The sequence below is a fragment of the Halomonas sp. GFAJ-1 genome, from assembly GCF_000236625.2.
Classification (GTDB): Bacteria; Pseudomonadota; Gammaproteobacteria; order Pseudomonadales; family Halomonadaceae; genus Vreelandella.
The window spans coordinates 1-25,615 of sequence record NZ_AHBC01000022.1 but is presented as its reverse complement, the minus strand read 5'-3'; the positions used below and the strand labels follow the sequence as shown (position 1 = coordinate 25,615).

Annotated in this window: 21 protein-coding genes, 1 tRNA gene and 1 pseudogene; 19 read left to right on the top strand and 4 right to left on the bottom strand. The window is 52.4% G+C overall.

Annotated elements, in window-relative coordinates; translation table 11 throughout:
- Positions 1-28 precede the first annotated feature (28 nt).
- A complete protein-coding gene (gene sohB / locus MOY_RS05670; RefSeq protein ID WP_009097472.1) occupies positions 29-1,093 on the top strand; it encodes a protease SohB in 1,065 nt (354 codons plus the stop codon).
- 49 nt (positions 1,094-1,142) lie between these two features.
- On the opposite strand, the gene MOY_RS05665 is transcribed toward sohB, so the two are convergent.
- A complete protein-coding gene (locus tag MOY_RS05665; protein ID WP_009097469.1) occupies positions 1,143-1,463 on the bottom strand; it encodes an ArsR/SmtB family transcription factor in 321 nt (106 codons plus the stop codon).
- Between the two features lie 297 nt (positions 1,464-1,760).
- On the opposite strand from MOY_RS05665, the gene MOY_RS05660 reads away from it, so the two are divergent.
- From MOY_RS05660 to MOY_RS05650, 3 genes are all read left to right on the top strand, one after another.
- The gene (locus MOY_RS05660) at positions 1,761-3,677 is read left to right on the top strand and encodes a propionyl-CoA synthetase (protein WP_009097467.1); all 1,917 of its coding nucleotides are present in this window, start codon (positions 1,761-1,763) and stop codon (positions 3,675-3,677) included.
- A gap of 159 nt (positions 3,678-3,836) precedes the next feature.
- Positions 3,837-4,505 carry a 7-cyano-7-deazaguanine/7-aminomethyl-7-deazaguanine transporter gene (locus MOY_RS05655; protein ID WP_009097465.1) on the top strand — a complete coding sequence of 223 codons (669 nt, stop codon included), beginning with the start codon at positions 3,837-3,839 and terminating at the stop codon, positions 4,503-4,505.
- A gap of 16 nt (positions 4,506-4,521) precedes the next feature.
- Positions 4,522-5,328: an alpha/beta fold hydrolase gene (locus tag MOY_RS05650; protein ID WP_009097462.1), complete on the top strand. Its 807-nt coding sequence runs from the start codon at positions 4,522-4,524 to the stop codon at positions 5,326-5,328.
- On the opposite strand, the gene MOY_RS05645 is transcribed toward MOY_RS05650, so the two are convergent.
- The gene (locus MOY_RS05645; RefSeq protein WP_009097460.1) at positions 5,309-6,733 is read right to left on the bottom strand and encodes a 3'-5' exonuclease family protein; all 1,425 of its coding nucleotides are present in this window, start codon (positions 6,731-6,733) and stop codon (positions 5,309-5,311) included. The two genes, MOY_RS05650 and MOY_RS05645, sit on opposite strands and share 20 nt — an antisense overlap.
- A gap of 33 nt (positions 6,734-6,766) precedes the next feature.
- The gene (locus MOY_RS05640) at positions 6,767-7,915 is read right to left on the bottom strand and encodes an ABC transporter substrate-binding protein (RefSeq protein WP_009097458.1); all 1,149 of its coding nucleotides are present in this window, start codon (positions 7,913-7,915) and stop codon (positions 6,767-6,769) included.
- Positions 7,916-8,066: 151 nt separating this feature from the next.
- Between MOY_RS05640 and MOY_RS05635 the strand changes: the two are divergent.
- From MOY_RS05635 to MOY_RS05565, 15 genes and pseudogenes are all read left to right on the top strand, one after another.
- Positions 8,067-9,765: pseudogene (locus tag MOY_RS05635) on the top strand (potassium/proton antiporter).
- Positions 9,766-9,823: 58 nt separating this feature from the next.
- Positions 9,824-9,914, top strand: a tRNA-Ser gene (locus MOY_RS05630).
- 160 nt (positions 9,915-10,074) lie between these two features.
- Positions 10,075-11,355: a tyrosine-type recombinase/integrase gene (locus tag MOY_RS05625; protein WP_009097456.1), complete on the top strand. Its 1,281-nt coding sequence runs from the start codon at positions 10,075-10,077 to the stop codon at positions 11,353-11,355.
- Positions 11,352-11,948 (top strand): hypothetical protein, encoded by a 597-nt coding sequence (locus MOY_RS05620; protein ID WP_009097454.1) that lies wholly within the window; start codon positions 11,352-11,354, stop codon positions 11,946-11,948. The genes MOY_RS05625 and MOY_RS05620 overlap by 4 nt, the downstream gene beginning before the upstream one ends.
- A 113-nt stretch (positions 11,949-12,061) precedes the next feature.
- Entirely contained in the window at positions 12,062-12,280 is a 219-nt protein-coding gene (locus MOY_RS05615; protein WP_009097452.1) for a helix-turn-helix transcriptional regulator, read from the top strand.
- On the top strand, positions 12,280-12,549 hold the full coding sequence (locus tag MOY_RS05610; RefSeq protein ID WP_009097450.1) for a hypothetical protein: 270 nt from the start codon (positions 12,280-12,282) through the stop codon (positions 12,547-12,549). The genes MOY_RS05615 and MOY_RS05610 overlap by 1 nt, the downstream gene beginning before the upstream one ends.
- Complete coding sequence (locus MOY_RS05605; protein ID WP_009097448.1) at positions 12,536-13,018, top strand: hypothetical protein; 483 nt, start codon at positions 12,536-12,538, stop codon at positions 13,016-13,018. The genes MOY_RS05610 and MOY_RS05605 overlap by 14 nt, the downstream gene beginning before the upstream one ends.
- Positions 13,011-14,573 (top strand): YfjI family protein, encoded by a 1,563-nt coding sequence (locus MOY_RS05600; RefSeq protein ID WP_009097446.1) that lies wholly within the window; start codon positions 13,011-13,013, stop codon positions 14,571-14,573. Before MOY_RS05605 ends, MOY_RS05600 begins: the two co-directional genes overlap by 8 nt.
- A 157-nt stretch (positions 14,574-14,730) precedes the next feature.
- Positions 14,731-15,231, top strand: a complete 501-nt coding sequence (locus MOY_RS05595; protein WP_139029292.1) for a hypothetical protein — start codon at positions 14,731-14,733, stop codon at positions 15,229-15,231.
- Positions 15,232-15,555: 324 nt separating this feature from the next.
- On the top strand, positions 15,556-17,115 hold the full coding sequence (locus MOY_RS05590; RefSeq protein ID WP_009097442.1) for a type I restriction-modification system subunit M: 1,560 nt from the start codon (positions 15,556-15,558) through the stop codon (positions 17,113-17,115).
- Positions 17,112-18,374 (top strand): restriction endonuclease subunit S, encoded by a 1,263-nt coding sequence (locus tag MOY_RS05585; protein ID WP_009097440.1) that lies wholly within the window; start codon positions 17,112-17,114, stop codon positions 18,372-18,374. Before MOY_RS05590 ends, MOY_RS05585 begins: the two co-directional genes overlap by 4 nt.
- Positions 18,371-19,009, top strand: coding sequence for a type II toxin-antitoxin system toxin DNA ADP-ribosyl transferase DarT (darT, locus tag MOY_RS05580; protein WP_009097438.1), 639 nt, complete (start codon positions 18,371-18,373; stop codon positions 19,007-19,009). Before MOY_RS05585 ends, darT begins: the two co-directional genes overlap by 4 nt.
- Before the next feature lie 9 nt (positions 19,010-19,018).
- A complete protein-coding gene (darG, locus tag MOY_RS05575) occupies positions 19,019-20,056 on the top strand; it encodes a type II toxin-antitoxin system antitoxin DNA ADP-ribosyl glycohydrolase DarG (protein WP_009097436.1) in 1,038 nt (345 codons plus the stop codon).
- On the top strand, positions 20,053-23,274 hold the full coding sequence (locus MOY_RS05570; RefSeq protein ID WP_009097434.1) for a type I restriction endonuclease subunit R: 3,222 nt from the start codon (positions 20,053-20,055) through the stop codon (positions 23,272-23,274). Before darG ends, MOY_RS05570 begins: the two co-directional genes overlap by 4 nt.
- 40 nt (positions 23,275-23,314) lie before the next feature.
- Positions 23,315-25,417, top strand: coding sequence for a DUF262 and DUF1524 domain-containing protein (locus MOY_RS05565; protein WP_009097432.1), 2,103 nt, complete (start codon positions 23,315-23,317; stop codon positions 25,415-25,417).
- 66 nt (positions 25,418-25,483) lie between these two features.
- On the opposite strand, the gene MOY_RS16875 is transcribed toward MOY_RS05565, so the two are convergent.
- Positions 25,484-25,615: IS3 family transposase (locus tag MOY_RS16875; RefSeq protein ID WP_139029290.1), on the bottom strand; the 132-nt coding region annotated here is incomplete at its 5' end.

Here is a 25,615-nt window from a genome sequence, read left to right as displayed (position 1 = left end):
CGTTTAAACACAGTATTGGGAGCAGCATATGAGTGAGTGGGTAGTAGAGATAGGCACCTTCCTGGTTCAGGCGGTCATTGTGATAGCGCTAATTGGGTTCGTTCTGGTGCTGATCATGCGCAGCAAGGAATCTGACGATGGCAGCCTTAAGCTGAACGTTGAGTCGTTAAATGATCAGCGTCGCTCCCGTGGGCGCCGATTACGTGTGACCACCACAGAGCATGGGGCGCGTAAAAAGCTCATCAAAGCGTTTCGCCAAGAGGAGAAAGCGCGACATAAAGCGGCAAAAAGCGGTAAAAGCGGTAAAAGCGGTAAAAGCGAGCAACAGCATTCACCGAAAGTGTGGGTTCTGGATTTTCATGGGGACTTGAAAGCGTCGCAAACTGAGCAGTTCGCTCAAGAAGTTTCAGCGATTATCGAGGTCGCAACGGCAGAAGATGAAGTGATTGTGCGCCTTGAGTCCGCAGGTGGTTTGGTTCACGGTTATGGGCTTGCAGCGGCTCAGTTAGACAGGCTACGCGTGGCGGGTCTAATGACTACTGTGTGTATCGATAAAGTGGCTGCTAGTGGTGGCTACATGATGGCCTGTACCGCTAGTCACATTAAAGCAGCCCCCTTTGCAGTCATTGGCTCTATTGGCGTTGTTGCGCAGGTGCCCAATATTCACCGGCTGCTTAAGCGCCACGATATTGATGTGGAACTGCTGACCGCTGGTAAATATAAGCGCACCTTGACCGTCCTGGGAGAAAATACCCAAGAGGGGCGCGAGAAGTTTATTGATGATCTGGAAAACACTCACCAACTGTTTAAAAACTTCGTCTCCCAGCATCGTCCTGCTATGGATATCGACAAGCTGGCGACGGGTGAAATCTGGTACGGGAGCGAGGCCCTTGAGCAGCAGCTAGTGGATAGCGTTGGGACTAGCGAGGCGTACCTAGTTGAGCGTATGGCCGAAGCAGAGGTTTATCACGTTAAGCTTGAACCACCCAAAACTATTAGTCGTAAAATCGGCTTAGCGGTTTCAGCCGGGGTAGAGCAAGCCGCCGTCAAAGCGCTAGGGCTAATTGACTCGGCGGGGTGGCAGCGTCGTTAGGAGGCGCCCACCTAAGCCTGCTTCAACCACGGTTTAAGGCGCCATAGAGTTACGCTGCGTAGTGGTGCGCCAAGGTGTCAATAATGGCCTTGGCGCTATCACTTTTAAGTGAATAATAAATGGTTTGGGACTCCCTGCGGGTGTTAACCAACTGGTCGCGCCGCAAGATTGCAAGGTGTTGTGAGAGTGCCGACTGGCTAAGAGCAAGTTGCTGATTAATTTGGGTTACCGACAGCTCTGTTTCCGCTAATAAGCAAAGGATTTGCAGACGCTTTTCATTGGCAAGGGCTTTAAGCAAATTAGTACCTGCCTCAATGGCATGGCCGTTATGCTCTAAGAGGCGTGAGGCGGCGCTTGGGGAAGCAGACATGAGTTTCTCCTTGCCTACACTGATGACACAGCGTTGTTATGGTTTTATAGGCATTTTCGCGTCGGGAGCATACCGCGAGAATTGTTTATTCAATGATCAGTAATTTAGCGTGTTTTGTCCAAAAGCTGGTTTAACGGTTAATCAATGGTAGTGTCTTCTTGGTTTGTCGACAATCTGTGTGGGCTTATACGGCTTTGGTCGCGATTTATCCCATAGTATGAGGGTGGTCAAGCGATTAACTTTATAAAGTGTCAACAATCAGATCCATTTCGTTGACAAAGTCCAGGCAAGGCCACTATGACTCTCTATCAGAACATCTTCCAGCAATCGGTTGAGCACCCCGAAACCTTTTGGGCTGAACAGGCTAAAAGGCTTCCATGGTACACGCCTCCCACTCAGACGCTCTCCTATGATGATCAGCAGCATGCCCGCTGGTTTGGCGATGGCGAATTGAATATTTGCTATGCCGCCATTGACTATCATGTGGAACAAGGACGCGGTAGCCAGCCGGCTATTTATTGGGATTCCCCCGTAACTCAGTCAAAGGAAACTATTACCTACCAGGAGCTACGTGACCGAGTGGCCCAGTTCGCAGGCGGTCTTGCAACGCTCGGGGTGGCTAAAGGCGACCGAGTGGTGATCTACATGCCGATGGTGCCTGAAGCACTAATTGCCATGTATGCCTGTGCTCGGCTGGGCGCGGTGCACTCTGTCGTGTTTGGTGGTTTTGCGCCCCATGAGTTAGCCGTTCGAATTGAAGACGCAGAGCCAAAGGTGGTTATTGCGGCCTCTTGCGGAATCGAAGTTGATAAGGTGCTGCCTTACAAACCTATTATTGATCAGGCTATCGCCCAAAGTAGCTTTAAGCCTGAAGCGTGTGTGGTCTTCCAGCGTGATGCCCTTCAGGCCGACTTAGCGCAGGGGGATCATGACTGGCAAGCGCTAGTAGCAGACGCTCCCTTTGCTGAGTGTGTGCCTGTTAAGGCAACTGACCCCTTGTATGTGCTCTATACCTCAGGTACGACGGGTAAGCCCAAAGGCGTCGTGCGTGATACTGGCGGCTATGCGGTGGCGCTGGCCTACTCCATGGAAGCGATTTATGCGCTGCAGCCGGGCGATGTAATGTTTACCGCCTCGGATGTCGGTTGGGTCGTCGGGCACTCCTATATTGTTTATGCGCCGCTGCTGAGAGGCTGCACGACGATTATTTATGAAGGGAAGCCAGTAAAAACGCCGGATGCGGGTAGCTTCTGGCGATTAATCCAAGAGTATAAGGTTAAGAGCTTCTTCACCGCGCCAACGGCATTTCGGGCGATTAAAAAAGAGGATCCAGACGCTAAGCTACTGGAAAATTACGATATCAGTAGCCTTGAGCATCTGTACGTTGCTGGCGAGCGGCTAGATCCACCGACTTTCCATTGGTTAGATGATTTGTTAGATGTGCCAGTGATCGATCACTGGTGGCAAACCGAAACAGGTTGGCCCATTGCCGCTAACTTACCTGGTATAGAGGCTACACCTACCAAAGCAGGTTCTGCGACGTACCCTGTGCCTGGGTTTAATGTGCAAATCTTAGATCGCGATGGTGAAACCGCTGCGCCCATGCAGCAGGGAAGTGTGGTGATCAAGCAACCGCTTCCGCCAGGGTGCTTAACCGGTATTTGGCGCGACCCACAGCGGTTCCATAGCGCCTACATGGCGGCGTTCCCTGGCTATTACTTAACCGGTGATGGCGGCTATTTTGATGAAGATGGCTATCTGTTCATCATGGGCAGAACCGACGATGTTATTAACGTGGCTGGGCATCGTCTCTCGACGGGTGAAATGGAAGAGGTGGTAGGCGGGCACCCAGCCGTTGCTGAATGCGCAGTCATTGGTATCCACGATGACTTGAAAGGTCAGCTTCCGATTGGCTTGGTGATTACCAAAGATGGCTTTGAGGGCGATGAAGCGCAACTCGAAGCCGATCTGATTAACTTGGTGCGTGAGCGTATTGGGCCGATTGCGTGCTTTAAGCAAGTGTTGGTGGTTAGCCGTTTGCCTAAGACGCGTTCCGGGAAAATATTGCGTAAGCTGTTACGCAATATTGCTGATGGTAAGTCGTTTGGCATACCTTCAACAATCGATGATCCAACCAGCCTAAGTGATGTGCACACCGCCATGTGCGAACGTTCAGTAGGTGCTGCTGAACAGGCTAAACCGTTGGACGCTTAATGTTGTGAAACTGTGGCACGGCAACTGCCCAAGCCGCTCGATTCGTCGAGCGGCTTTTTTATTGCTCAGCGGAAAGCGTATAATGCGCGCCCGTTAGCGTTAAAACGCTTTTTTGAGGGTTCCCTAACCCCTCATGTGATTAAAAAAAGGCCATCCTGAATGTTTGCATTAACTGATACCCAATACCGCCGCTGCTTGGTGGTGATGATCGCTTTTCATATTGGCATTATTGCTGCAAGTAACTACTTGGTTCAGCTGCCGTTTACGTTATTTGGTTTTCATACCACCTGGGGTGCATTCAGTTTCCCCTTTATCTTTCTGGCGACGGATTTAACCGTACGGTTATTTGGTAAAAGGCCAGCACGTTCAATTGTCCTGCGTGTTATGTTTCCCGCGTTGGTAGTCTCGTATGTGGTATCGGTTGTTTTTCCACGGGGCAGCTTTGCTGGACTAGAAGCCTTGGGCGAGTGGAATTTGTTTGTGGCACGTATCGCGCTGGCTAGCTTCCTGGCCTATGTGATAGGGCAGTTGCTAGACGTGCAGGTGTTTGATCGTTTACGCCAATGGGCGTGGTGGGTAGCGCCAGTATGCTCAACGGTATTAGGCAACTTAGCCGATACCTTCGCGTTTTTCTTTGCGGCTTTTTACAACAGCCCAGACCCCTTTATGGCTAATCATTGGGTTGAGATTGCGGTGGTCGATTATGTGATTAAGCTAGGTATCAGCCTACTCTTTTTCCTGCCACTTTACGGCTTATTGTTAGCCTGGCTTACCCGTCACTTGGTGGTGTGGACAGGCCAAACAGATGCGCCCCCTCGAACTGCATAATGGCTAAGGAGCCCGCATGACCGAACTTGCCGCCGTTGAACTTCATGTCATTGACCTGCCTGCCGAGCAAGGCAGTCATGACCAGCTTCCGTTAGTGGTTATCCATGGCCTGTTGGGCAGCGCTGATAACTGGCGCTCTCATCTCAAAGTGTGGCAGCAGACTCGCCGTGTAATTGCAGTTGATCTGCGTAACCATGGCCGCTCACCCCATGTAGAGGGCATGAGTTATAAAGCCATGAGCCAAGATGTGCTGGCAGTATTGGACAAGCTTTCGATTGAGCGTGCGCATGTTCTTGGGCACTCCATGGGCGGCAAAGTCGCTATCACGTTAGCCCGTGTTGCACCAGAGCGCTGCGCGTCCTTGGTGGTGGCTGATATCGCACCGGTGGCTTATCAGCATGGTCATGATGATGTGTTTGCTGCTCTTGAGCGTGTAAAAACAGGGAAACCTACTAACCGTCGCGAAGCGGATGCGTTGCTTGCCGAACACGTTGATTCACGTCCTACCCGGCTGTTTCTTGCCACGAACCTAGTGCGCAACGATGAAGGAAGTATGAGTGTGCGTGTTGGTTTAGATGAGATTCAGAGGGGCTATGAAGCCATTATTGGTGTGCCAGACGGCGAGGGTGCTTTTGATGGCCCAACGCTGGTGCTGCGTGGCGCTGATTCTCATTACGTCAGCGATGATATGCTGCCAGCACTGCGGGAAATGCTACCGAAGGCAAGAGTGGTAACCCTCAAAGAAGCGGGCCACTGGCTGCATGCTGATCAGCCTGCAGCATTTCAGCAAGCGGTTGAGGTTTTTATCGCGGCGCAGTTTTAGGCATTGAGGCCGGCTGATTCTCAAGCTGGGTGATTTTTAGACAGTGTTGCTCTGGGTTGCGTAGGAATCGATTTAGGATACGGTAAGTGTCGGCATCAAACTGTGGGTTTGAAGCGATAAGCTTTCTAGCCGCAGTTAACGTTCCTGTGCGACCTAGGTAGCACCAGTGATCTACCACATGATACGCATTGCTCCGAGTGTTTTGGCCTTTCTCACGGATCACAATTCGGCCAGGCCATGGCCAAGTGCCAACCTGGAGTTTTTCCATTGCTTCCTGTGCACGTTGAGTGTGCTCTTTCATTCCCTCTTTACCGCAGCAAGCACCTTTGCATTTACCCAGCTGGTTGGCAAAGCAGCGGCCCTTACCTTTTTCTAAGCCAAGTACCTGTGGACATAGCTGGTGCGTTTCACTCAGAGAGCGCAGTGTGTCTTTAGCTTCTTTGGCGCTGCGAAAAAGTCCGTAAAAGCTACCTGATTGGGGCTGCCCCAGGGCGCTGCCATTAATCAAAGTGGGAGCGTGTTGCTTGGCTGGCCAGTGCCAGGTGTTTAATTTTCCTTGGCGCCTAAGTTGTCGGTTCATTATGGGCATCAGTTGCTTAATCAGCTGAGCCTCTCGAAGTTGGGCGCCCATGTCGCCTGCCGTCTCTTCCCACTCAACATGCTGTATTTGTTGGGCTAGGCGCATTTCTTTGTCATCTTGGTAATCGCGCTGAAAGTGGCCCAGCACGCGGCTGCGTAAATTGATGCTTTTGCCAACATAAAGGGGTAGTCGGTTATGACCGTAAAAGAGATAGACGCCAGGCGTTGAGGGTAACCCTTCAAGCTGTGTGCTATCTAAATGGGCGGGTAAGCTGCGGTGGCGCTGTTCATCGCCAAGGGCAGCCTGCCAGGTAGCCTTGTCATAGAGGCGTTGCCACGCTTGCCACAGCTGCCATAGCGCTAACGCGTCATCTTCTGCCCGATGGTGGCGGTCCACCGCTATTGCATAGCGCTCCACAAGCGCTGCGAGGTTGTGCTGAGCTGCCTGAGGGGCAAGGCGTCTTGAAACGCGTAATGTGCAGATTAACGTGGCGCGGAAGTCGATGCCTGAACGCTTAAATTCATTGCGCAGAAAGCTGTAATCAAAGCGTGCATTGTGCGCGACTAAACGGCCATCCCCCAACCACTGGCGAAACTCAGCTGCTACCTGCTGAAACGAGGGGGCATGAGTGAGCATGCCGTCCTTAATTCCTGTCAGTTGGCTGATGTGCGCAGGAATTTTACATCCAGGGTTAATCAAGCTGCTCCAGCGCTCAGTGATGCTGCCATCAACTACCTTCAACGCTGCCACTTCAGTGATGCGGTCACGGGTGGCTCGTGTGCCGGTGGTCTCTACATCAATGAAAATTAACGGTGCTTCGCTCATATCGCTCCAGCACAAAAAATTCAGCTTACTAAATTACATTGAATGGGGGTCAATCGCTAAGCGTGACACGGGCAGTGCTACGTCGATAAGTTCAGCCTGCAGTAAAAAACTTTCAAACGCCGCATAGCGTCGTGTATCAAGGGCGGCTGGGCTCAAGGTCATCCGTCTGAGCAAATCTTCCCAGGCAGCTGCGTTAATGGTGTTATCAACGACCGGATAGGTTGTGGCTAATAGCGACCAGGCGGCATCAGGGTTTTCGATAATCCAATAACTGGCTTCTTCAAGCGCGATTAGAAAGCGAGACCACGTGGGGGCGCGACGAATAGCTGTGTCGCTATTGGCCAATATGATGAGCCCGTCATGGCGGGGTATTTCTAAATCGTGGTATTGGATGACATGGGTTGCAATGCCTTCTGTTGCAAGCTGAGGGGGTAAATAGTGAAAAAAACCATCCGCGATGGCATCCACTCTTCCTTCTCGTAGTGCCGTAGTGGTGCCAAAACGCACGCTCTCTGGCCGCATGAAGTCATCTATTTGCTGGACTGAGCGGGGTAGTAATTGTTGTAGTACCGCATCACGACCTTCACGGGTAGAAAAGCCATAGTGTAGTTCCGCAAGATGCATGTGGGGATCCTCGCCCTGGTGTTGGGCCCCGGATACAATAACTGCGGTCAGTGGTGTTTCAAAAAGGGTGCCAATACGGATAATCGGCGACCCTTCGTGGGCATGCAAATGCAGCAAGGGTTGTCGAGTTAGCGCAAGATCGACGTCGCCAGCAGCTAACAGCTTAATCGCGATGGTGGGGTCTGCGGGGGATTGTAGTTCAATCTCGAGCCCCTGTGCGGCAAAAAGGCCTCGCTCTTGGGCAATAATTAGGGCTGCATGTTGAGGGCTTAAGTACCAGTCCAGCATGAGCGTAAGCTGCTTTAAAGGAGGAGGGTCTAACGGCGGCGGTGGGGTCAGAGCCATTGTTGGCACCTCCTCGTCGGCGTTTTCCTCAGCCATAGACTGCAATAACGCTTCTGGAACCTTTACCTCGCTTTCAAGGTGCAGCACTTCAACTTCTTCGACGCTTGCTTCATTGGCGTAAGCAACTGAATCTGAAAATAATAATAAAATTACTAATGCCAGCGGTGTGAGTGCCAGCGCGACTAACCATCGGTGAGGCAAATGTTGCAACATAAACAATAACTCCAGACATCGTGACGGCGGAGTGTAGCCGTGAGGTTAAGCATCTGACCAGCCCCATCGCGAATCAACCCGGTAATATGTCACAGTAAATTCAACGGTGGCATGCAATAATAGAGCGGCATTGATGTAGAGACGGAGACACATGGACGCAATTTATACGTTCTTTTTAGTTGGTGGTTCGCTCATGGCGCTTAGCATTTTAGCGAGCCGCCTTTCATCAATGGTTGGCCTCCCGTTACTGCTTATCTTCCTTGGGCTTGGCATGTTGGCCGGTGAGGAGGGTGTGTTAGGCGTCGTGTTCGACGATTATTCAATGGCCTTTACGATTGGCCACTTGGCCCTGGCCATGATTTTGTTAGATGGTGGTTTACGCACCCGCCTGAAAACATTCCGTGTAGGCTTCAGGCCCGCGCTTTCTCTCGCAACGTTCGGCGTTTTTATTACTAGCGCCATTGTGGGTTTGATTGCCATGTGGGTGTTTGATCTAACGCTGATTCAAGGGCTTTTGGTGGGGGCGATTGTTGGCTCCACCGATGCGGCAGCCGTTTTCTCAATGCTAAGCGGCCGTGGTGTTAACTTGAATGAGCGGGTGGGTGCAACCCTTGAAATCGAGTCGGGCACCAACGACCCGATGGCAATTTTTCTAACGTTGATGCTGGTTGAGTTACTGGTCGGCGATATTGGCGGTTCGCTCGATACACTCTTGTTCTTTATTTCCCAGTTCGGTATTGGCTTGTTAATCGGCATAGGAGGGGGCTGGTTAAGCGCTAAGCTTTTGCGATGGCTTGACCTTGCGCCAGGGCTTTACGCGATGCTAGCGCTGGCGCTTGGGTTTAGTGTCTTTGGTTTAACCAGTGTGCTAGGTGGAAGTGGTTTCTTAGCTATCTATTTAGCCGGTTTGATGATTGGCAACCAACCAGGCCGCCACCTCAACTTTATTTTGCCTGTGCACGATGGTTTGGCATGGTTAAGCCAAATAGGCCTTTTCCTGGTGCTGGGGCTGTTGGTTACCCCAAGCGAGCTCTGGGAAGTGGCACTGCCTGCTAGTTTAGTCGCATTGGCGCTAATTTTTATTGCTCGCCCTTTGGCCGTACTGATTACGATTAAGCCCTTTTTCAAATTTCGTTGGCGAGAAACCTGGTTCATTGCCTGGGTAGGATTGAGAGGGGCTGTTCCTATCGTATTGGCTATTTTTCCGGTGATTGGCGGCGTCGAAAACGCCTCGCTCTACTTTAATGTGGCATTTGCAGTGGTGTTAATGTCGCTGCTCATTCAGGGCGGCTCACTCGGCGCGTTGGTTAAAGGTAGAAGTGCCTGTAGGGACTACCCCCAACCGTCGTGGGCCGCTTGGCATACTGCCGGAAAATGATTTTGAAATGTTTGTCTATGTGGTCGAAAACCAAGACTTAGAAGATGTGCCGATTCGGCTTTTACGCTTTCCGTCCGGCGCTCTGATTTCTGCTCTGTTTCGCGATCATGCCATGCTTCACCCCAAAGGCAGTACGCGGCTCAAACTCAATGACGTGATTTGTGTTATCGGGCGTTCAGAAGACCTGGTAGCGCTGAATCGACTGTTCAATGGCGATGCTAAGCTTAAGCAAGAGCGCGCTTTCTTCGGTACCTTTACCTTAGATGGCAGCGCTCAAATGCAGGATGTTGCCCAGGCTTACGGCTTAACGTTAAGCCCGGGGGAGCAGGATATGACGCTGGCCGAATTTGTCTCGTTGCGAGTGGGTGGACACCCCGTCGTAGGTGATGACGTCGATTGGCATGGCATTCACTGGGTCGTCAGTGCTATGGAAGGCGGCAGCATTACCCGGGTAGGTTTAAGATTGTACTAATTCACCCTAAAGGCATTGACTTCGAAGGAAATACTGTTAGTATACGCACCCATAAGCCGGAGGGATGGCAGAGCGGTTGAATGCACCGGTCTTGAAAACCGGCATAGGTTAATAGCCTATCCAGGGTTCGAATCCCTGTCCCTCCGCCACAACGTTTAAAAAAGCCCGCTAATAGCGGGCTTTTTTTCGTCCATACTTTTTAAAATCAATAACTTACGTTCGCATGGTGTTTTATCGGGTTGCATAGCATCGCACACAAGCGCAGAATCTATGTTGGGTGGGATGTTGGGTAGAGGTTAGAGGCCTGTTATGCCAAGACAAACGAAACCGTTAACCGCGCTGGAAGTGAAGCGGATCACACAGCGCGGGCTTTATGCTGCTGGTGAAGTGCCTGGCCTATATCTGCAAGTGGCCAAGGGAGGCACGCGGTCATGGGTGCTGCGTTATTCCACTGGCGAAACTCGCGTAGCTGCATCTGGCAAGCCGTTCAAGGTGCGTCGTGATATGGGGCTAGGGAGTTACCCCGGCGTGACGCTGGCGCAAGCCCGCGAGAAGGCTCGCGCTTTTCGTGAAAAGCTGGATGCGGGCATTGATCCGGTTACTGAGCGCAGAGCCTCCGATCAGTCCCGCCGCGCTGCTGAGCTTGCGCGTATTACTTTTGCCGATGCCGCCGCTGCTGTTATCAAGATTAAGCAGGCAGAGAGCCGTAACCAAAAGCACGGTAAGCAGTGGCAAGCCACGCTAGACACCTATGCTTTCCCCATGCTGGGCAAGATGGCCGTTTCAGATATTGAGTTGGTACACGTCAAACAAGTGCTAGTGCCAATATGGGAAACCAAAACGGAAACCGCTACCCGCGTTCGCCAGCGTATCGAAGCCGTATTGAACTGGGCAACGGTTCATGGCCATCGTAGTGGCGATAACCCGGCGCGCTGGAAAGGCAACCTCGATACTGTGTTGCCCGCGCCTTCGAAGGTGGCCAAGGTGGAACACCACCGCGCCATGCCGATAGATTCTATGCCCACGTTCTGGCAATCCCTAGAGAAGCGCACCGGGGACGCGGCCAAGTGCCTAGCGTTCACGATACTTACCGGCTGCCGTTCTGGTGAAGCCCGTGGCGCTCGCTGGGATGAAATAGATCTGGCCAACGCCACCTGGACCATACCCGCCAGCCGCATGAAAGCAGGCAAGGAACACCGCGTGCCGTTATCTGCGCCAGCACTGGCCTTGCTCAAAGCGCAGCCCCAGTCTCGGGAACACGTCTTTCTAAGCCCGCAAGGCAAGTTGCTGTCTGATGCAGCCATGACCGCTTTACTCCGCCGCATGAAGGAGGATCTCCGGGCAACGGTTCACGGTTTCCGTTCAACGTTCCGGGATTGGATGGCAGAGCGTACAGGTACCCCACACGAAGTGGCAGAGGCCGCGTTGGCGCACAGCATCCGCAACGGCACTGAGGCGGCTTACCGCCGTAGCGACCTATACTCCAAGCGTGCCCGTGTCATGGATCAATGGGCCGCTTTCGTTACTACGCCTGCACCGGCTGGCACTGGCAATGTTGCACCGATCAGGGGGGAGGTAACTGGTTTATGAGCGCCAGCAGGCAAGAACGATACGATAATGCTGAAGCTTTTGTGAAATACGTTAAACAGCAATTGGAAAATGATTATTCAGAGCTTTCCCTCTGGCATGAACCAGAGTTCACAAACCGCTTCAATCAGTTAAAAAGCATTCCCTCTCCTGACCCAAGAGAGCTGGCTTTTGTTGAGTTGATGAAAGATATATTGCGTGCAGCTTGGGCAATGCCAAGTCGCAATCCTCTGGAGGTGATGCAGGAGAATGGGGGCGCATACAAAATTTTGTTACATCGTGCTGCTGACCTCTTAGAAAAAGGTGAGCCAATAGAGGGGGCGGTTCGTACTTTCTTGATCATGCATTTGCGAGGTGAAATTAGTCCTCCCAAGAAACGTACAGGTCTTAGAACTCATAAAGACAATACTAGGGAAATAACCTGCATGTCGCTGGTTTTGGCTGCTAAAAGATGTGAACTGCCGATATCAAGAGCAAAGGAAAGCGATAGTCGGTTGAATGCCGTTGGCCTTGTATCCGATGTTTCAGGCCTATCTTTTGATCGGGTAGAAAAACTGACTAAACAGCCCTGGATTCGCCCTTTGCTCAAAAAATGAGTCAGGTTGCAAAAGTTGGGTCGTGATAGTTTTTTTGATCATGCCCGGTCGAGCTGCTACTCGCCACTACGCCATGATTTACCCAGTCATCCACTACGACGAGGTAAATCATCATGGCTGCCAAAACGAATCCCCAGACCACTTCTAAGTCCGGCGTCGAATTTCTCAATGCCAAGCAAGTTGCCAACCGCTATGGCGTTCATCCGGCGAGCATTTATCGCTGGGCTAAGGAAAGCAATTTTCCTAAGCCCATTAAACTAGGCCCAAACGTTACCCGCTGGCGCTTGGCAGACTTAGGAGAGTGGGAAGCGACACAGCAGGAGGTGTCGTAATGGTTAAGTCTTCTTCTCAATTTCACAAAGATGAAACAGCTGTGTGTCATTCCATATTGGTTATGGGTGATCATCGAGTAATGAGCCGCATCAGCACGGCGCAAGGCTGCTTGCTAGCTCTTCTTTCTGAAACTGACATACCTCTAAACGACTATTACAGGCATGGCCTTTTATTGGCTCTGAAGGAGCTGACCGGCGTGCTAGAAGCGCGTGTGAGTTATCTCGAAGAGCAACACCTGTGTCCTGGAGGTGAGCATGCGAACGATTAATCAGAAAAATAATAACCGCAGCATCAAAAATACACGCCCTGACGTTCATGCCATGCTGGCGCGGTTGGAAAAGGTGCGCGAAAACGGTCCAGGTCGTTGGATTGCCTCCTGTCCCGCTCACCATGACCGCTCACCAAGTCTAGCGATTCGTGAGACGCCAGATGGCACCCTTCTAATGAAGTGCTTTGCTGAGTGCCCCATAGCGGACGTATTAGTCGCCGTTGGCTTAGAGCTGAAAGACCTGTTTCCTCAGCGTGAGCGCGATGTCTATCGCGCCAGCAAGCGTCCAGGGGAGCGTTGGGTTCCTCGTGACGTGCTCGCTGCCATTGCCCGTGAGGCACTTATCGTACTGCTCGCTGCTAATTCTACTCACCGGGGGGATTGCTTGAGCAGTGCTGACCTCGACCGTTTGGCCACGGCAGCAGGCCGCTTACGAAGTGCGGCTAAGGAAGTGGGCTGCAATGTTTAATCACGATACTACTGGTGCGTCATGGTTGGATGACCAAGCACACCAAATGATAGAGACGCCTTCTAATGATGAAGGCAATCTCGACCTATCACCCGAACCACTGCCGCTTTCACCTAAGCCTCTGTCGTATCCTGTTGAAGCCCTGGGGCCGGTACTTGCCCCTGCTGCCAAACGCCTGGCCTATCACGTTCAAGTACCAATCGGGATGGCGTGCCAGTCAGTGCTCAGTGCGGCCTCGTTAGTAGTGCAAGGTCACGTTGATGTTGCCCGGGGGAATATTGGCAGCGGGCCAGTAGCCCTTTTCCTGATGACTGAAGGAGAGAGTGGGGAGCGTAAATCTAGTGTTGATAAGATTGCGCTGGCCCCCATTCGTACTATCGAAGCGGAGCAGCGGGAACAGTTCGACAAGGTAATGACAACATTCAGGGCCGAGGATGAAGCCTGGGAAATGTGCCGTAAGTCGATCATTGCCGCAAACGAAGTTAAGGGTAAGCAGGCCATGAGCGAAGAGCAGCAAGCCCGCTTGTCAGAACAGTTGGCGGCGCACGATGAATGCCGTCCTAAGCCGCCACCTATGCCAAATTTAACGTTCTCGGAGCCAACAGCAGAAGGGATGTATAAGCATTTGAAGGCTAACCATCCCAGTGCTGGTCTTTATAGTGATGAAGCTATCGGTTTTTTCGGTGGGCACGGCATGAGTGAGGAGGCGAGGGGGCGCACCATTGAAGCGCTTTGCCACCTATGGGATGGAGCACCGTTAACACGTACACGTGGGACGGTAGGTGAATCTGGCTTTCTGGCAGGACGCCGCCTATCTACCCACCTGATGATGCAACCAATCATTGCCGATAAGGTACTGGGCGATCCGTTACTCCAAGGGCAGGGGTTTCTGCCTCGGTTTTTGATTTGCCGGGAGCCAAGCCTCATTGGTACCAGGTTTTTAGCCGACCGTGATCCTAGCGCCAGCGTGGACACCGACCCGGATATTGCAGCGTACTGCCGCCGTATCGACGAGCTGGCACGTAAGGAGCTACCCATTAACGACAGCGGCGAACTCGAGCCCCGCTTGTTACGTATCGAAGGCGAGCCTTTTAAAGTGATGTGCGATCTTCACGACGGCATCGAGTCTGAGTTAGCTCCCGACGGGGCCTTCCACGATATACGCGCCTTCGCCAGCAAAGCCACTGAGAACGCCGCCCGCCTGGCCGCCATTATGTCCGTAGTAGAAGGGGCCGACGCGATCAGCGTGACCCACATCGAACGCGCCGGGCAATTGGTTACGTATTACCTCGAGACGATGAAGAACCGCACCAATGAAGCACAGCAAGATCAACAGGAACGCCAAGCCCGTGATTTACTGGGCTGGATCAGCAGCCACGGTAGCACGCTGCATCAAAATGATTTCAAGCGACTTCCAAGCGCCTATCGTAGCGCCAAAAAAGCCCGGCTGCTGCTTGATAAGCTGGTGCTGGCGGGGTACTTGCGCGCTACTAAATACAGTGCTCGTAACACTGCGACTGAATGGAAAGTTGTGAACCATGTTCAATCCCATTGAGCGCGGTAGGCAGTTACGCGAACAGCGTAAATATGCCAATAAGGGGAGCTGCGGATTTAGCGGATTTGAGGATGCATCCCAAAAAATACAGCGATACCAATGCGTTGGTGATAGCGCACCGTTTGCGGGCAAAGTGCGGATAACTGCGGATAGTTCTGTGGATGCACCCACAGTCGAGAAAGTCCGCAATGTATCCGCAGTGCATCCGCAGCTTATGAAGGCCTCAGCTTCAAGCCTTTCCGCAAATCCGCAAAACCCGCATAGGGGAGGGGTGGGGATAGCGTTGCCACCTGTAGAAGAGGCGACAACGGCTGCGAACGTGGAAACCTTGCTGACCAACTTGCTTATGGTTGGTCGCGATTTAGGAGGGGTAAAAGAGCTGGCGCGCACCACGATGCTTCAACAAAGCCAGAAAGCGGTAGCAGAGTTGGCCGCTGCACTGGATGATGCTTTTGAGGTGTCACCAGACATCGCTACTGCCATAGCTCAGTGCCGCCAGCTACTTACAAATCCGGCGGCGCTCGAAGCTGCTAAAGCGCTATGGCCAAAGTTGCCACCAACGCCAGCGCCAGCCTCTAACGGCCTATTGATACAATCTCCCCCACAACAGGAGCCATGCCCTTGGGGGCCTCCTATCCCCCCACAAACCACTCCTTAGCCTTTTGCTTTAGTAAAACGTAAAAATGAGGTGAAAATGCCCTTTGATAAGCTTTTACGTTTTAATCTTCGCGGGTTTTCAGCAAAACGGGACACCCCACTAGGGGGGTGAAAAATAAGGTGAGTGGAAAATTAGGGACATATCCCGACCTGCAATATGGTGAAGCTACGAACACCTGAATGCCTATCGCAGCCCCGATGTTTTTAAAGCCGCATCCATGCTGATGAAAAGACATGCGCCGCGCTGCAAAACCTCAGGTGCCTGTAGTAAGCTAATCCTAATTCAATACGTTACGAAAACGGTAATACCAACGGGAGCATCACCTTGGTCGATGGAAGCGCAGAAAAACGGCTGTGGGCAGCCGCTGACCAGTTATGGGCCAACACCGGCCTGAAGCCTGCCGAGTTCTCAGCCCCCGTGCTAGGCCTTATTTTCTTGAAATACGCCGATAGGAAGTATGCCGCCGCCGAAGAAAAGCTGGGGCCAGTGGGGTCTGGTGGCCGCCGTAAGGTGAGCAAGGACGACTACCTGGCAGAAGGCGTGATTTTCCTTCCTGAAACGGCTCGCTTTTCCTACCTTCTAACGCTGACGGATGGCGACAACATCGGGCGAATCATCAACGATGCCATGAAGGCTATCGAGGAGGAGAACACAGACCTAAAAGGTGCTCTACCGCGAACCTATACCCGCCTTGAAAACTGGGTGCTCCAGGAGCTGCTCAAGCAGATCGGCCCGGTGGATCTCTCCGGTGATGCGTTCGGCAAGGTGTACGAGTACTTCCTGGGTAACTTCGCCTTGAAGGAAGGCCAGAAAGGCGGGGTCTTCTACACCCCGGAATCGGTAGTTAAGCTGATTGTCGAGATTCTTGAGCCCTACCACGGGCGCATCTTCGACCCGGCCTGTGGTTCCGGTGGTATGTTTGTACATTCGGCTGAATTTGTGCAACGCCACCACAAATCAGCGGTGGATGAAATATCGGTGTTTGGTACCGAGAAAGACCAGACCACCGTCAACCTCAATAAGATGAACCTCGCAGTGCATGGCCTTTCCGGCGATGTGCGGGTGTCCAACACCTACTACGAAGACCCCCACCACGCGGTCTACAAGAACGGTGAAGGCTTCTTCGACTTTGTGATGGCTAACCCCCCGTTCAACGTCTCTGGTGTGGATAAGGAGCGGCTGGAGGGCGACCCACGCTTCCCCTTCGGGATGCCCAGAACCGACAACGCCAACTACCTCTGGATCCAGCTCTTCTACGCTTCGCTGAAGCCGACTGGCCGAGCTGGCTTTGTTATGGCCAACTCGGCGGGAGATGCCCGAGGCAGCGAGCAGGTCATCCGCCAGAAGCTGATAGAGTCCGGCGCCGTGGATGTGATCGTCTCGGTGGGGCCGAACTTCTTCTATACCGTCACGCTGCCCTGCACCCTATGGTTTTTCGACCGGGCTAAGAGCGAGACTGAGCGGGGTGACAAGGTGCTGTTCGTTGATGCCCGCCACCTTTACCGCCAGATCGACCGGGCGCACCGCGACTGGCTGCCGGAACAGATCGAGTTCCTGGCCAACATTGTGCGCCTCTACCGTGGTGAAGACATCGAGCTGGATCAGGGTAGTGAAACACTGCTGGCTGAGAAGGGGCTGGGCGATGGCTACGCCGATATCCCTGGCCTATGCACAGTGGCGACTCGTAAAGAGATCGAGGCGCAGGGCTGGTCGCTGAACCCTGGGCGCTATGTTGGGGCTGCGGCGAGAGAAGCAGAGGATGTGGACTTTACAGAGCGGCTGGAGGAACTGGCTGAGGAGCTGGAGGTGCTGAACGCGGAGGCAAGAGAGCTTGAAGAGATAATTGGAAGCAATGTTGCTGGTATTCTAGAGGCAGCATCATGAGCTGGAACAATATCACTGTTGGTGACCTTGTCGAAAGTGGAGAGGCCGAGGTCAAAACCGGCCCTTTCGGAACCCAGCTCAGAGCCAGCGACTATGTTGAGAAGGGGACGCCCGTTATCAACGTCAGAAACATCGGATTCGGTAGCATTCGACCCGATAAACTTGAGTACATTCCTGAAGAAGTAGTCAAAAGGCTTTCCAATCACCTGCTCCGTAAAGGTGATATTGTCTTTGGGCGAAAAGGAGCTGTTGAGAGACATGTCTACATCCGGTCAGGCCAAGAACGCTGGTTTCAGGGGTCCGATTGCCTTAGGCTAAGAATTAATAGTGAAAACAGTGTGCTATCTAAGTACCTTTCTTTCACATTTCTTACCCATGAACATCAGTCTTGGATGATGCAGCAGTGTTCACACGGCGCCACTATGGCTTCGCTGAACCAAGACATTATCAAACGAATCTCTGTGAGACTTCCTCCAATTGAGAAACAGAGAATGATTGTCGATATTCTCTCCGCCTACGACGATCTCATCGAGAACAACACCCGCCGCATCGAGATTCTTGAAGAAATGGCCCGGCGACTGTACGAGGAGTGGTTCGTTCACTTCCGCTTCCCTGGGCATGAGGAGGTGAGTTTTAAGGAGAGTGAGCTTGGGAGGATTCCTGAGGGGTGGGGGATAGCCAACCTAGAGGAAGTTGTTGATTTGACGATGGGGCAATCACCCAAGTCAGAGTTTTACAACGACAGAGGGGAAGGACTTCCATTTCACCAAGGTGTCACGGACTTCGGAAACTACTTTCCCAGCAACAGGCTTTACTGCACTGTGGAGAACAGAGTCGCTGAGGAGGGGGATATCCTTTTCAGTGTTCGCGCCCCAGTGGGAAGGATCAATATCTCGAAAGAGAAAATTGTCATTGGACGCGGTGTTTCTGCACTCCGCAGCAAGGCGGGTCATCAGGTATTCTTGCTGTCACAGCTCCGAAAAATCTTCGAGGAAGAAGACTCGATTGGTAATGGCGCCATATTCAAAGCAGTCACCAAGAAAGATATGCAAACAATCAAGATGTTACAGCCTAATGTTCACTACATAGAGAGCTTTGAGTCCATCGCTGGCCCTCTCTGGAAGCAGATACGAGTGCTTTCAGACAAGAATATTAACCTTCGCGGCCAACGCGATCTTCTCTTGCCCAAGCTGGTCTCCGGTGAGATCGACGTATCCGATATTCCCATGCCCAACGACAAGGAGGTCGAAGCCGCATGACACCCCCTGACCCGACGCATATCTTCCATATCACCGCCCTTGATAATCTGCAGAAGATCCTCGCGGCCGGTGAGCTACGAGCCAAGCGTGCATTGGAGCAGGAAGATACGGGTTACACCAACATTGCCCATATGACGATACAGGATCGGCGAAATCATACCCCGGTGCCGTGTGGCCCTGGTGGTGTGTTGCATGACTATGTGCCGTTTTACTTTGGGCCGCGTTCTCCCATGCTATTCACGCTGTCAAAAGGCAATGTTGAGGGATTCACTGGCGGCCAGCCATCTATTGTCCACATAGTATCCAGCATCCAGAGAGTAGAGGCCGCTGAACTGGGTTTTGTGTTCACAGACGGCCACGGGATTATGGAGTTTACCGATTTCTATGATGACCTGGCTCAGCTGGACGAAATCGACTGGCCGTTGATGCGTGCCCGTTACTGGGCAGATACTGATGAAGACCCCGACCGTAAACGCCGCAGGCAGGCTGAGTTCCTTGTTCATGAAAGATTCCCTATTGGACTCATTATAGGAATAGGGGTGATGAACGAGCACACAAAAGAAAAAGCCGAAACCTTGATCCAACGTTTAGGGCTGAACATTCCGGTGGCCGTCAAAGCCGGTTGGTATTACTGAGGTGGCATTATGATTGAAACGACACAAGGCAATTTGCTGGAAGCCGATGCCGAGGCCCTCGTCAATACCGTGAATTGCGTGGGTGTTATGGGGAAAGGTATCGCCCTGCAATTTAAGCAAGCGTTCCCGGAAAACTTTTCGCTGTATGCCCGCGTTTGCAAAGAAGGGCGCATGTTACCCGGCAGAATGTTGGTCTTCGAAACGGGCGGCATGGTCAACCCTAAATACATCATCAATTTCCCGACAAAACGGCACTGGAAAGGGAAGTCGAAGATAGAGGATATTGATGCGGGCCTGATGGATCTGGTCGCRCAGATTGAACACTACCGTATTCAATCTATTGCTATACCCCCGCTAGGGGCGGGGCTAGGTGGGCTTAACTGGGCAGACATCAAACCGCGCATTGAGCAAGCCTTTGCAGAACTGCCGGATGTCCGCGTGCTGATGTTCGAGCCAAAGGGAGCCCCACCGGTTGAGCAAATGCCAGTGCGCACGAAACGGCCGAAGATGACCCCTGGACGGGCACTGCTCATCCGGTTACTAGACCTTTATGGCCGCCAGGGTTACCGCCATAGCTTGTTGGAAGTACAGAAGCTTGCCTACTTTTTGCAGGCCGCTGGTGAACCCATGCAGTTGCAATTCACCGCGCACCACCTGGGGCCTTATGCAGATAACCTAAACCACGCGTTACAACGGATGGAAGGGCATTTTATTAGGGGCTATGGTGACCGCTCCGGTAATGCTGAAATCCGCCTAATGCCCGGTGCTTTGGAAGAAGCGCAAGCATTTTTGGCAAACAATTCAGAAGCCGAGCACCACCTTGAGCGCGTCAAGGCGCTAATAGAAGGCTTTGAAACCCCCTATGGCATGGAACTGCTGTCTACGATTCATTGGGTAGTGTCCCATGAGCCTGATAACGCCAGCAGCCTGGAACACATCAGCGAGCGCGTAGCGTCTTGGAGCCATCGCAAAAAGCAATTGATGAAGCCAAAACATATTCACAAGGCCTATGCGCGCATTGAACAACAAGGATGGGCTTCTGCATGACACCACCTCCGTCTCTCGCTTACGCCTACTCTGAGGATGCCCTGGTCGAGCAGCCTGCTATTAAGCTGTTTGCTGACCTAGGCTGGGACACCGCCAATCTCTACGGGGAGTGGTCGGGAACGGTATCGAGCGAGGGGCGGCAGACCCAGCAGGATGTGGTGCTGGTGCCTCGGCTGCGTCTAGCGCTGGAAAAGCTCAACCCCAAGTTGCCCGCCGATGCGCTGGAGAAGGCCATTGAAGAGCTGACCCGCGACCGTGCCACGCTGCTGGCGGTAAATGCTAACCTGGAGGTCTATCGGCTGCTCAAAGATGGCGTGAAGGTTGAGGTCTCCGATGAGCATGGCGGCACCGCTATCGAGACGGTAAGGGTGATCGACTGGAGCCAGCCAGAGCAGAATGACTTCCTGCTGACTTCTCAGTTCTGGGTGCGGGGTGAACTGCACACTCGGCGTACTGATTTGGTCGGCTTCATCAATGGATTGCCGCTGCTGTTTGTGGAGCTGAAGACCAGCCATAAAACCCTCAAGTCAGCCTTTGACGGTAATCTGAGCGACTACCGCTCGGTGATCCCTCAACTGTTTACTTATAACGCCGTGGTAATGCTCTCCAACGGCAGCGAGACCGTGGTGGGCAGTACCTTCTCCCCCTGGGAGCATCTCTTCGAGTGGAAGCGGATCAACGACGAGGGCGAGAAAGGGGTGGTGTCCTTGGAGACCGCCATCCGGGGTATTGCCGAGCGAGTACGGCTGCTGGATATCGTGGAGAACTTCACGGTGTTTGAGGAAGCCCAAGGCGGCACCATCAAGAAGATCGCCAAAAATCACCAGTACCTCGGGGTGAACAAGGCTATCGCCGAGTTGCAAAGGATCAAGAATCGACCTGCCGGTGAGGCGGGACGGCTGGGAGTGTTCTGGCATACCCAGGGTTCGGGCAAGTCGCTTTCTATGGTGTTCTTTACTCAGAAGATCCACCGCACTATCCCCGGCAACTGGACGTTCGTGATCGTCACCGACCGCAACGAGCTGGATGAGCAGATCTACAAGACCTTCGCTGCCACGGGAGCGGTCAACGAGGTGGAAGCCCACGCGGAAAGCGGTGCTCACCTCAAGCAGCTGCTCAGCGAGGATCACCGCTATGTCTTCACGCTGATCCAGAAATTCGGCACCAAGCAGGGTGAAACCTACCCCAAGCTCTCCGACCGGCAAGACATTATCGTCATCACCGACGAGGCCCACCGCTCCCAGTACGACACCCTGGCCATGAACATGCGCACAGCGCTGCCCCATGCCGCCTTCCTGGGTTTCACCGGGACACCGCTGATGGCCGGGGAGGAGAAGACCAAGGAGGTGTTCGGCGACTACATCTCGGTGTATGACTTCGGGCAATCCATTGCCGATGGGGCAACGGTGCCGCTCTACTACGAGAACCGTATCCCCGAGCTGCAGCTGATCAACGAGAACCTGAACGATGACCTGACACGGCTACTGGAAGATGCCGAGCTGAACGAAGATCAGGAGAAGAAAGTCGAGCGGGTCTTTGCTCGGGAGTACCACCTGATCACCCGCGATGACCGCCTGGAAGCCATCGCCGAGGATCTGGTGCAGCACTTCGTTGGTAGGGGCCACCAAGGCAAAGCGATGATGGTCTGCATCGACAAGGCTACCGCCGTGAAGATGTACGACAAGGTACAGGCCCACTGGCAGGACTACCTGGCCCGACTTCAGGCTGACCTGACCTCTGCCCCAGAGGAGCAGCAGGAGGCCCTGAAGCACAAGATCAAGGTGCTGGAGACGACCGACATGGCGGTGGTGGTCTCTCAGGGTCAGAACGAGGTGAAGGAGCTAGCAGACAAGGGGCTCGACATACTGCCTCACCGCAAGCGTATGGTGGAGGAAGATCTCGACGAGCAGTTCAAAGATCCCGACAGCACGCTGCGGCTGGTGTTTGTCTGCGCTATGTGGATCACCGGCTTCGATGTGCCGTCCTGCTCGACCATCTACCTCGACAAGCCGATGAAAAACCACACCCTGATGCAGACCATCGCCAGGGCCAACCGCAAGTATCCCGGCAAGGAAGCGGGTCTGATCGTGGACTATGCGGGAGTGTTCAGAAAGCTGCAGGAGGCCTTGGCCATCTATGGCGGCGCTGCCCCCTCTAAAGTGGGTGAGCCGCCGGCTGCCTACGGCGATCAACCGTCACAGGACGATAGCAGCCCAATCCAGCAGAAGGCCGAGCTGGTGGAGTACCTCAAGCACCTGTTGGCCAAGGCCATCACCTTCCTGACTGAGAAGCAGATTAACCCCGAGGCGATCAAGGCGGCAGGGGGCTTTGAAAAGGTGGCCCTGCTGGACGATGGCGTGGAAAAGCTGCTGGAGAGCGAGGAGACCAAGAAGGCCTTCCTGGGGCTCGCCAGAGCCACCTCCAGGGTTTATAGAGCGATCCTGCCCGATCCTTCCGCCAACGAGCTGGCGCCCGATGCGGTATTGCTCTCGGTGCTGGCGCAGAAAATCAAGGCGCTAGAGCCTGAAGTAGATATCTCCCAGGTGATGCGGGAGGTAGACGACCTGCTGGATCAGTCCGTGGCTCCGGTACCCTACCTCATCGAGGATACCGACGAGGAAAAACTGTTTGACCTCAGCAAGATCGACTTTGACAAACTTCAGGAGCGCTTCAACAAAGGCAAGAAACGTACCGAGTCTGAAAAGCTGCGGGCGCTGCTGAACCAGAAGCTGGAAAGCATGGTGGCCAAGAACCCCAGCCGCACCGACTTCATGGAGAAGCTGCAGGCGCTGATCGAGAAGTACAACTCAGGCAGCGTGAACATCGAGGCGTTCTTTCGCCAACTGATGGCGTTCACTGAGGAACTGCAGGAGGAAGACCAGCGGGCAATCCGCGAAGGGCTCACCGAGGAAGAGCTGGCGCTATTTGACATTATTACCAAGCCAGCCCCAGAGATGAGCGACAAAGAGGTAGCGAAGGTGAAGGCCATGTGCCGGGAGCTGCTGGAAACCCTAAAGCAGGAAAAGCTGGTGTTGGACTGGCAGAAGAAAGCCCAGGCCAAAGGCGATGTTCGCCGCACCCTGGAAATTGTTTTCGACCAGGGACTGCCATCGAGCTTCGATGAACACGTCTACAACGAAAAGTGTGAAGCAGCGTTCCACCACTTGATGACCAGCTACTACGGCGGCGGGCAGAGTGTGTATTCGTCTTATATTTAGCGCAAATTTTTGAAAATATCTATTAGGTTAAGGAAAACGCATGAAGGCAACTGAAGCCAATTTGCTAGAGGTGCTAGAGAAGCCAAGACAGTTTCGCATCCCTATTTACCAGCGCAATTATGCTTGGGGTGAAGCTCAATGTGGGCAGCTCCTCAGAGATGTGTTGGCAGTGGGTGCCGATGAGGGAGCAGCTACGCATTTCTTAGGCACCATTGTTTACGTGGAGCGGGCTCAGTCCATTCTCGTTAAGCAAGAACCGCTAATGGTCATTGATGGTCAGCAACGTTTGACCACTGTTACTTTGATGCTGTTAGCGCTTTACCACTATCTTGCTAAAAACTTGTCGCCTGATCAGGCCGAAGCGCTACGCCGCCGTTTTTTGATCAATCCCAATGAAAACGGTGAAATGCTTTACAAGGTGGTTTTGTCAGATATTGACCGGCCTACGCTGATTTCACTTATTGATGAATTACCAATGCCAGATCCTTGTAGTTCATGCGTAATAAATAATTATAATTTTTTCAAGGAGTGGTTTGAAGCTAACCCAGCTAAATTAGATGCGGTCTATCTTGGACTCTCGAAGTTAGAGATTGTGGCAGTTGCCTTGGAGCGCCAGCGAGATAACCCTCAGTTGGTCTTCGAAAGTATGAACTCAACTGGCTTAGATCTTAGTCAAGCAGATCTGATTCGTAATTTTGTATTGATGGGGCAAGAGCCTCATGAGCAGGAGGCGCTTTATAGCCATTACTGGCGAGCTATGGAAGATGGATTCGGTCAAAAAGCGTATGCTCGTCATTTTGATAGCTTCATGCGTCATTATCTGACGACGGTCACTAATGATATTCCCAATATCAATAAGGTGTATGCGGCTTTCAAAAAGTACGCGGCAGGATACAACGGCTCTATCCGTGATCTGATCAAAGAGGTGCATACTTACGCCAAGCATTATTGCGCTATGGCCTTGGGCAATGAGTCAATTCCCAAGCTGCGACAGGTCTTTAAAGATTTGCGAGAGTTGAAGGTTGACGTTGCGTACCCTTTGTTACTAGAGGTGTACCACGACTATAAGCACAACGGGCTACTTTCTGCAGAAGAATTAGAAAAAGTTGTGAGGTTGATTGAGAGCTATGTTTTTCGTCGTGCAGTTTGTGGAATCCCCACAAACTCTATGAATCGGACATTTGCCCGTTTTACACATAACATACGAAAAGATCGCTACTTGGAAAGCATAGAGGCGACCTTCATGTTGCTTCCATCATACCGCCGTTTTCCAAGCAACGCTGAGTTTCAAACAGCCCTAGAAGAACGTGATCTTTATCATTTCCGAAACTTACGTTATTGGCTGAGAAAATTAGAAAACCACGGTCGAAAGGAAATCGTGTTGATAGATGAATTTACTGTTGAGCATGTGATGCCTCAGAACAGTGAGTTATCTCAAGAATGGCAGGCATTACTTGGGCCACAGTGGCAAAGTGTCCAGGAGTTCTATCTGCATACGTTGGGTAACCTAACATTAACCGCTTATAACAGTTCCTATTCGGATAAGCCGTTTCTTGAGAAGCGAGACGCAAAAGATAAAGCAGGCAAACCGATAGGTTTTGCTCATAGTCCACTTCATCTTAATAGTGACTTACGTCACCTTGAGACTTGGAATCAAGACACTATCCAGAAAAGAGCGACTCGATTGTCAGCATCCGCTCTTTCAGTGTGGCCTGTACCAGCTGTTAGTGATCAACTTCTAGAAGCTTATCGAAAACCATCACAGACTGAAGACACTGAATATACATTGGATGATCACCCCCAGCTAACTGGAGGTGCTATGCGCGAGCTATATGATACTTTTGCCACAGAGGTGTTAGCTCTCGACCCATGTGTCTATCAAGACGTTAAAAAGCTTTACATTGCTTTTAAAGCCGAGACGAATTTCGTTGATGTGATTCCACAAGCAAAGCGCTTGTTGCTTTCAATAAATATTGCTGCCACTGACCTGGAAGATCCTCGTGGTTTAGGGCGTGATGTTATAGGTATAGGGCGATGGGGTAATGGGGATATAGAAGTTCCTTTATCATCAGCTAGTGATCTTCCTTATGTTATAGGTCTTGTGCGACAAGCGCTTGAGCAGCAGATGGATGGCACGGCTTAAACTTATGTTTTCTAAAACCGTCTTTCTATGGCGGCGTTTTACTGGGTTTGAATCGCCCCGGATATTCTAGACACCCGTTAGGCTCTTAAAGTAACGCCTTTCATACTCAACCGGTGACAAGTTATCACTTGTGCCGTGTCGGCGCTTTGGGTTGTAAAACATTTCAATATAATTGAACACGTCACATCTAGCTGCTTC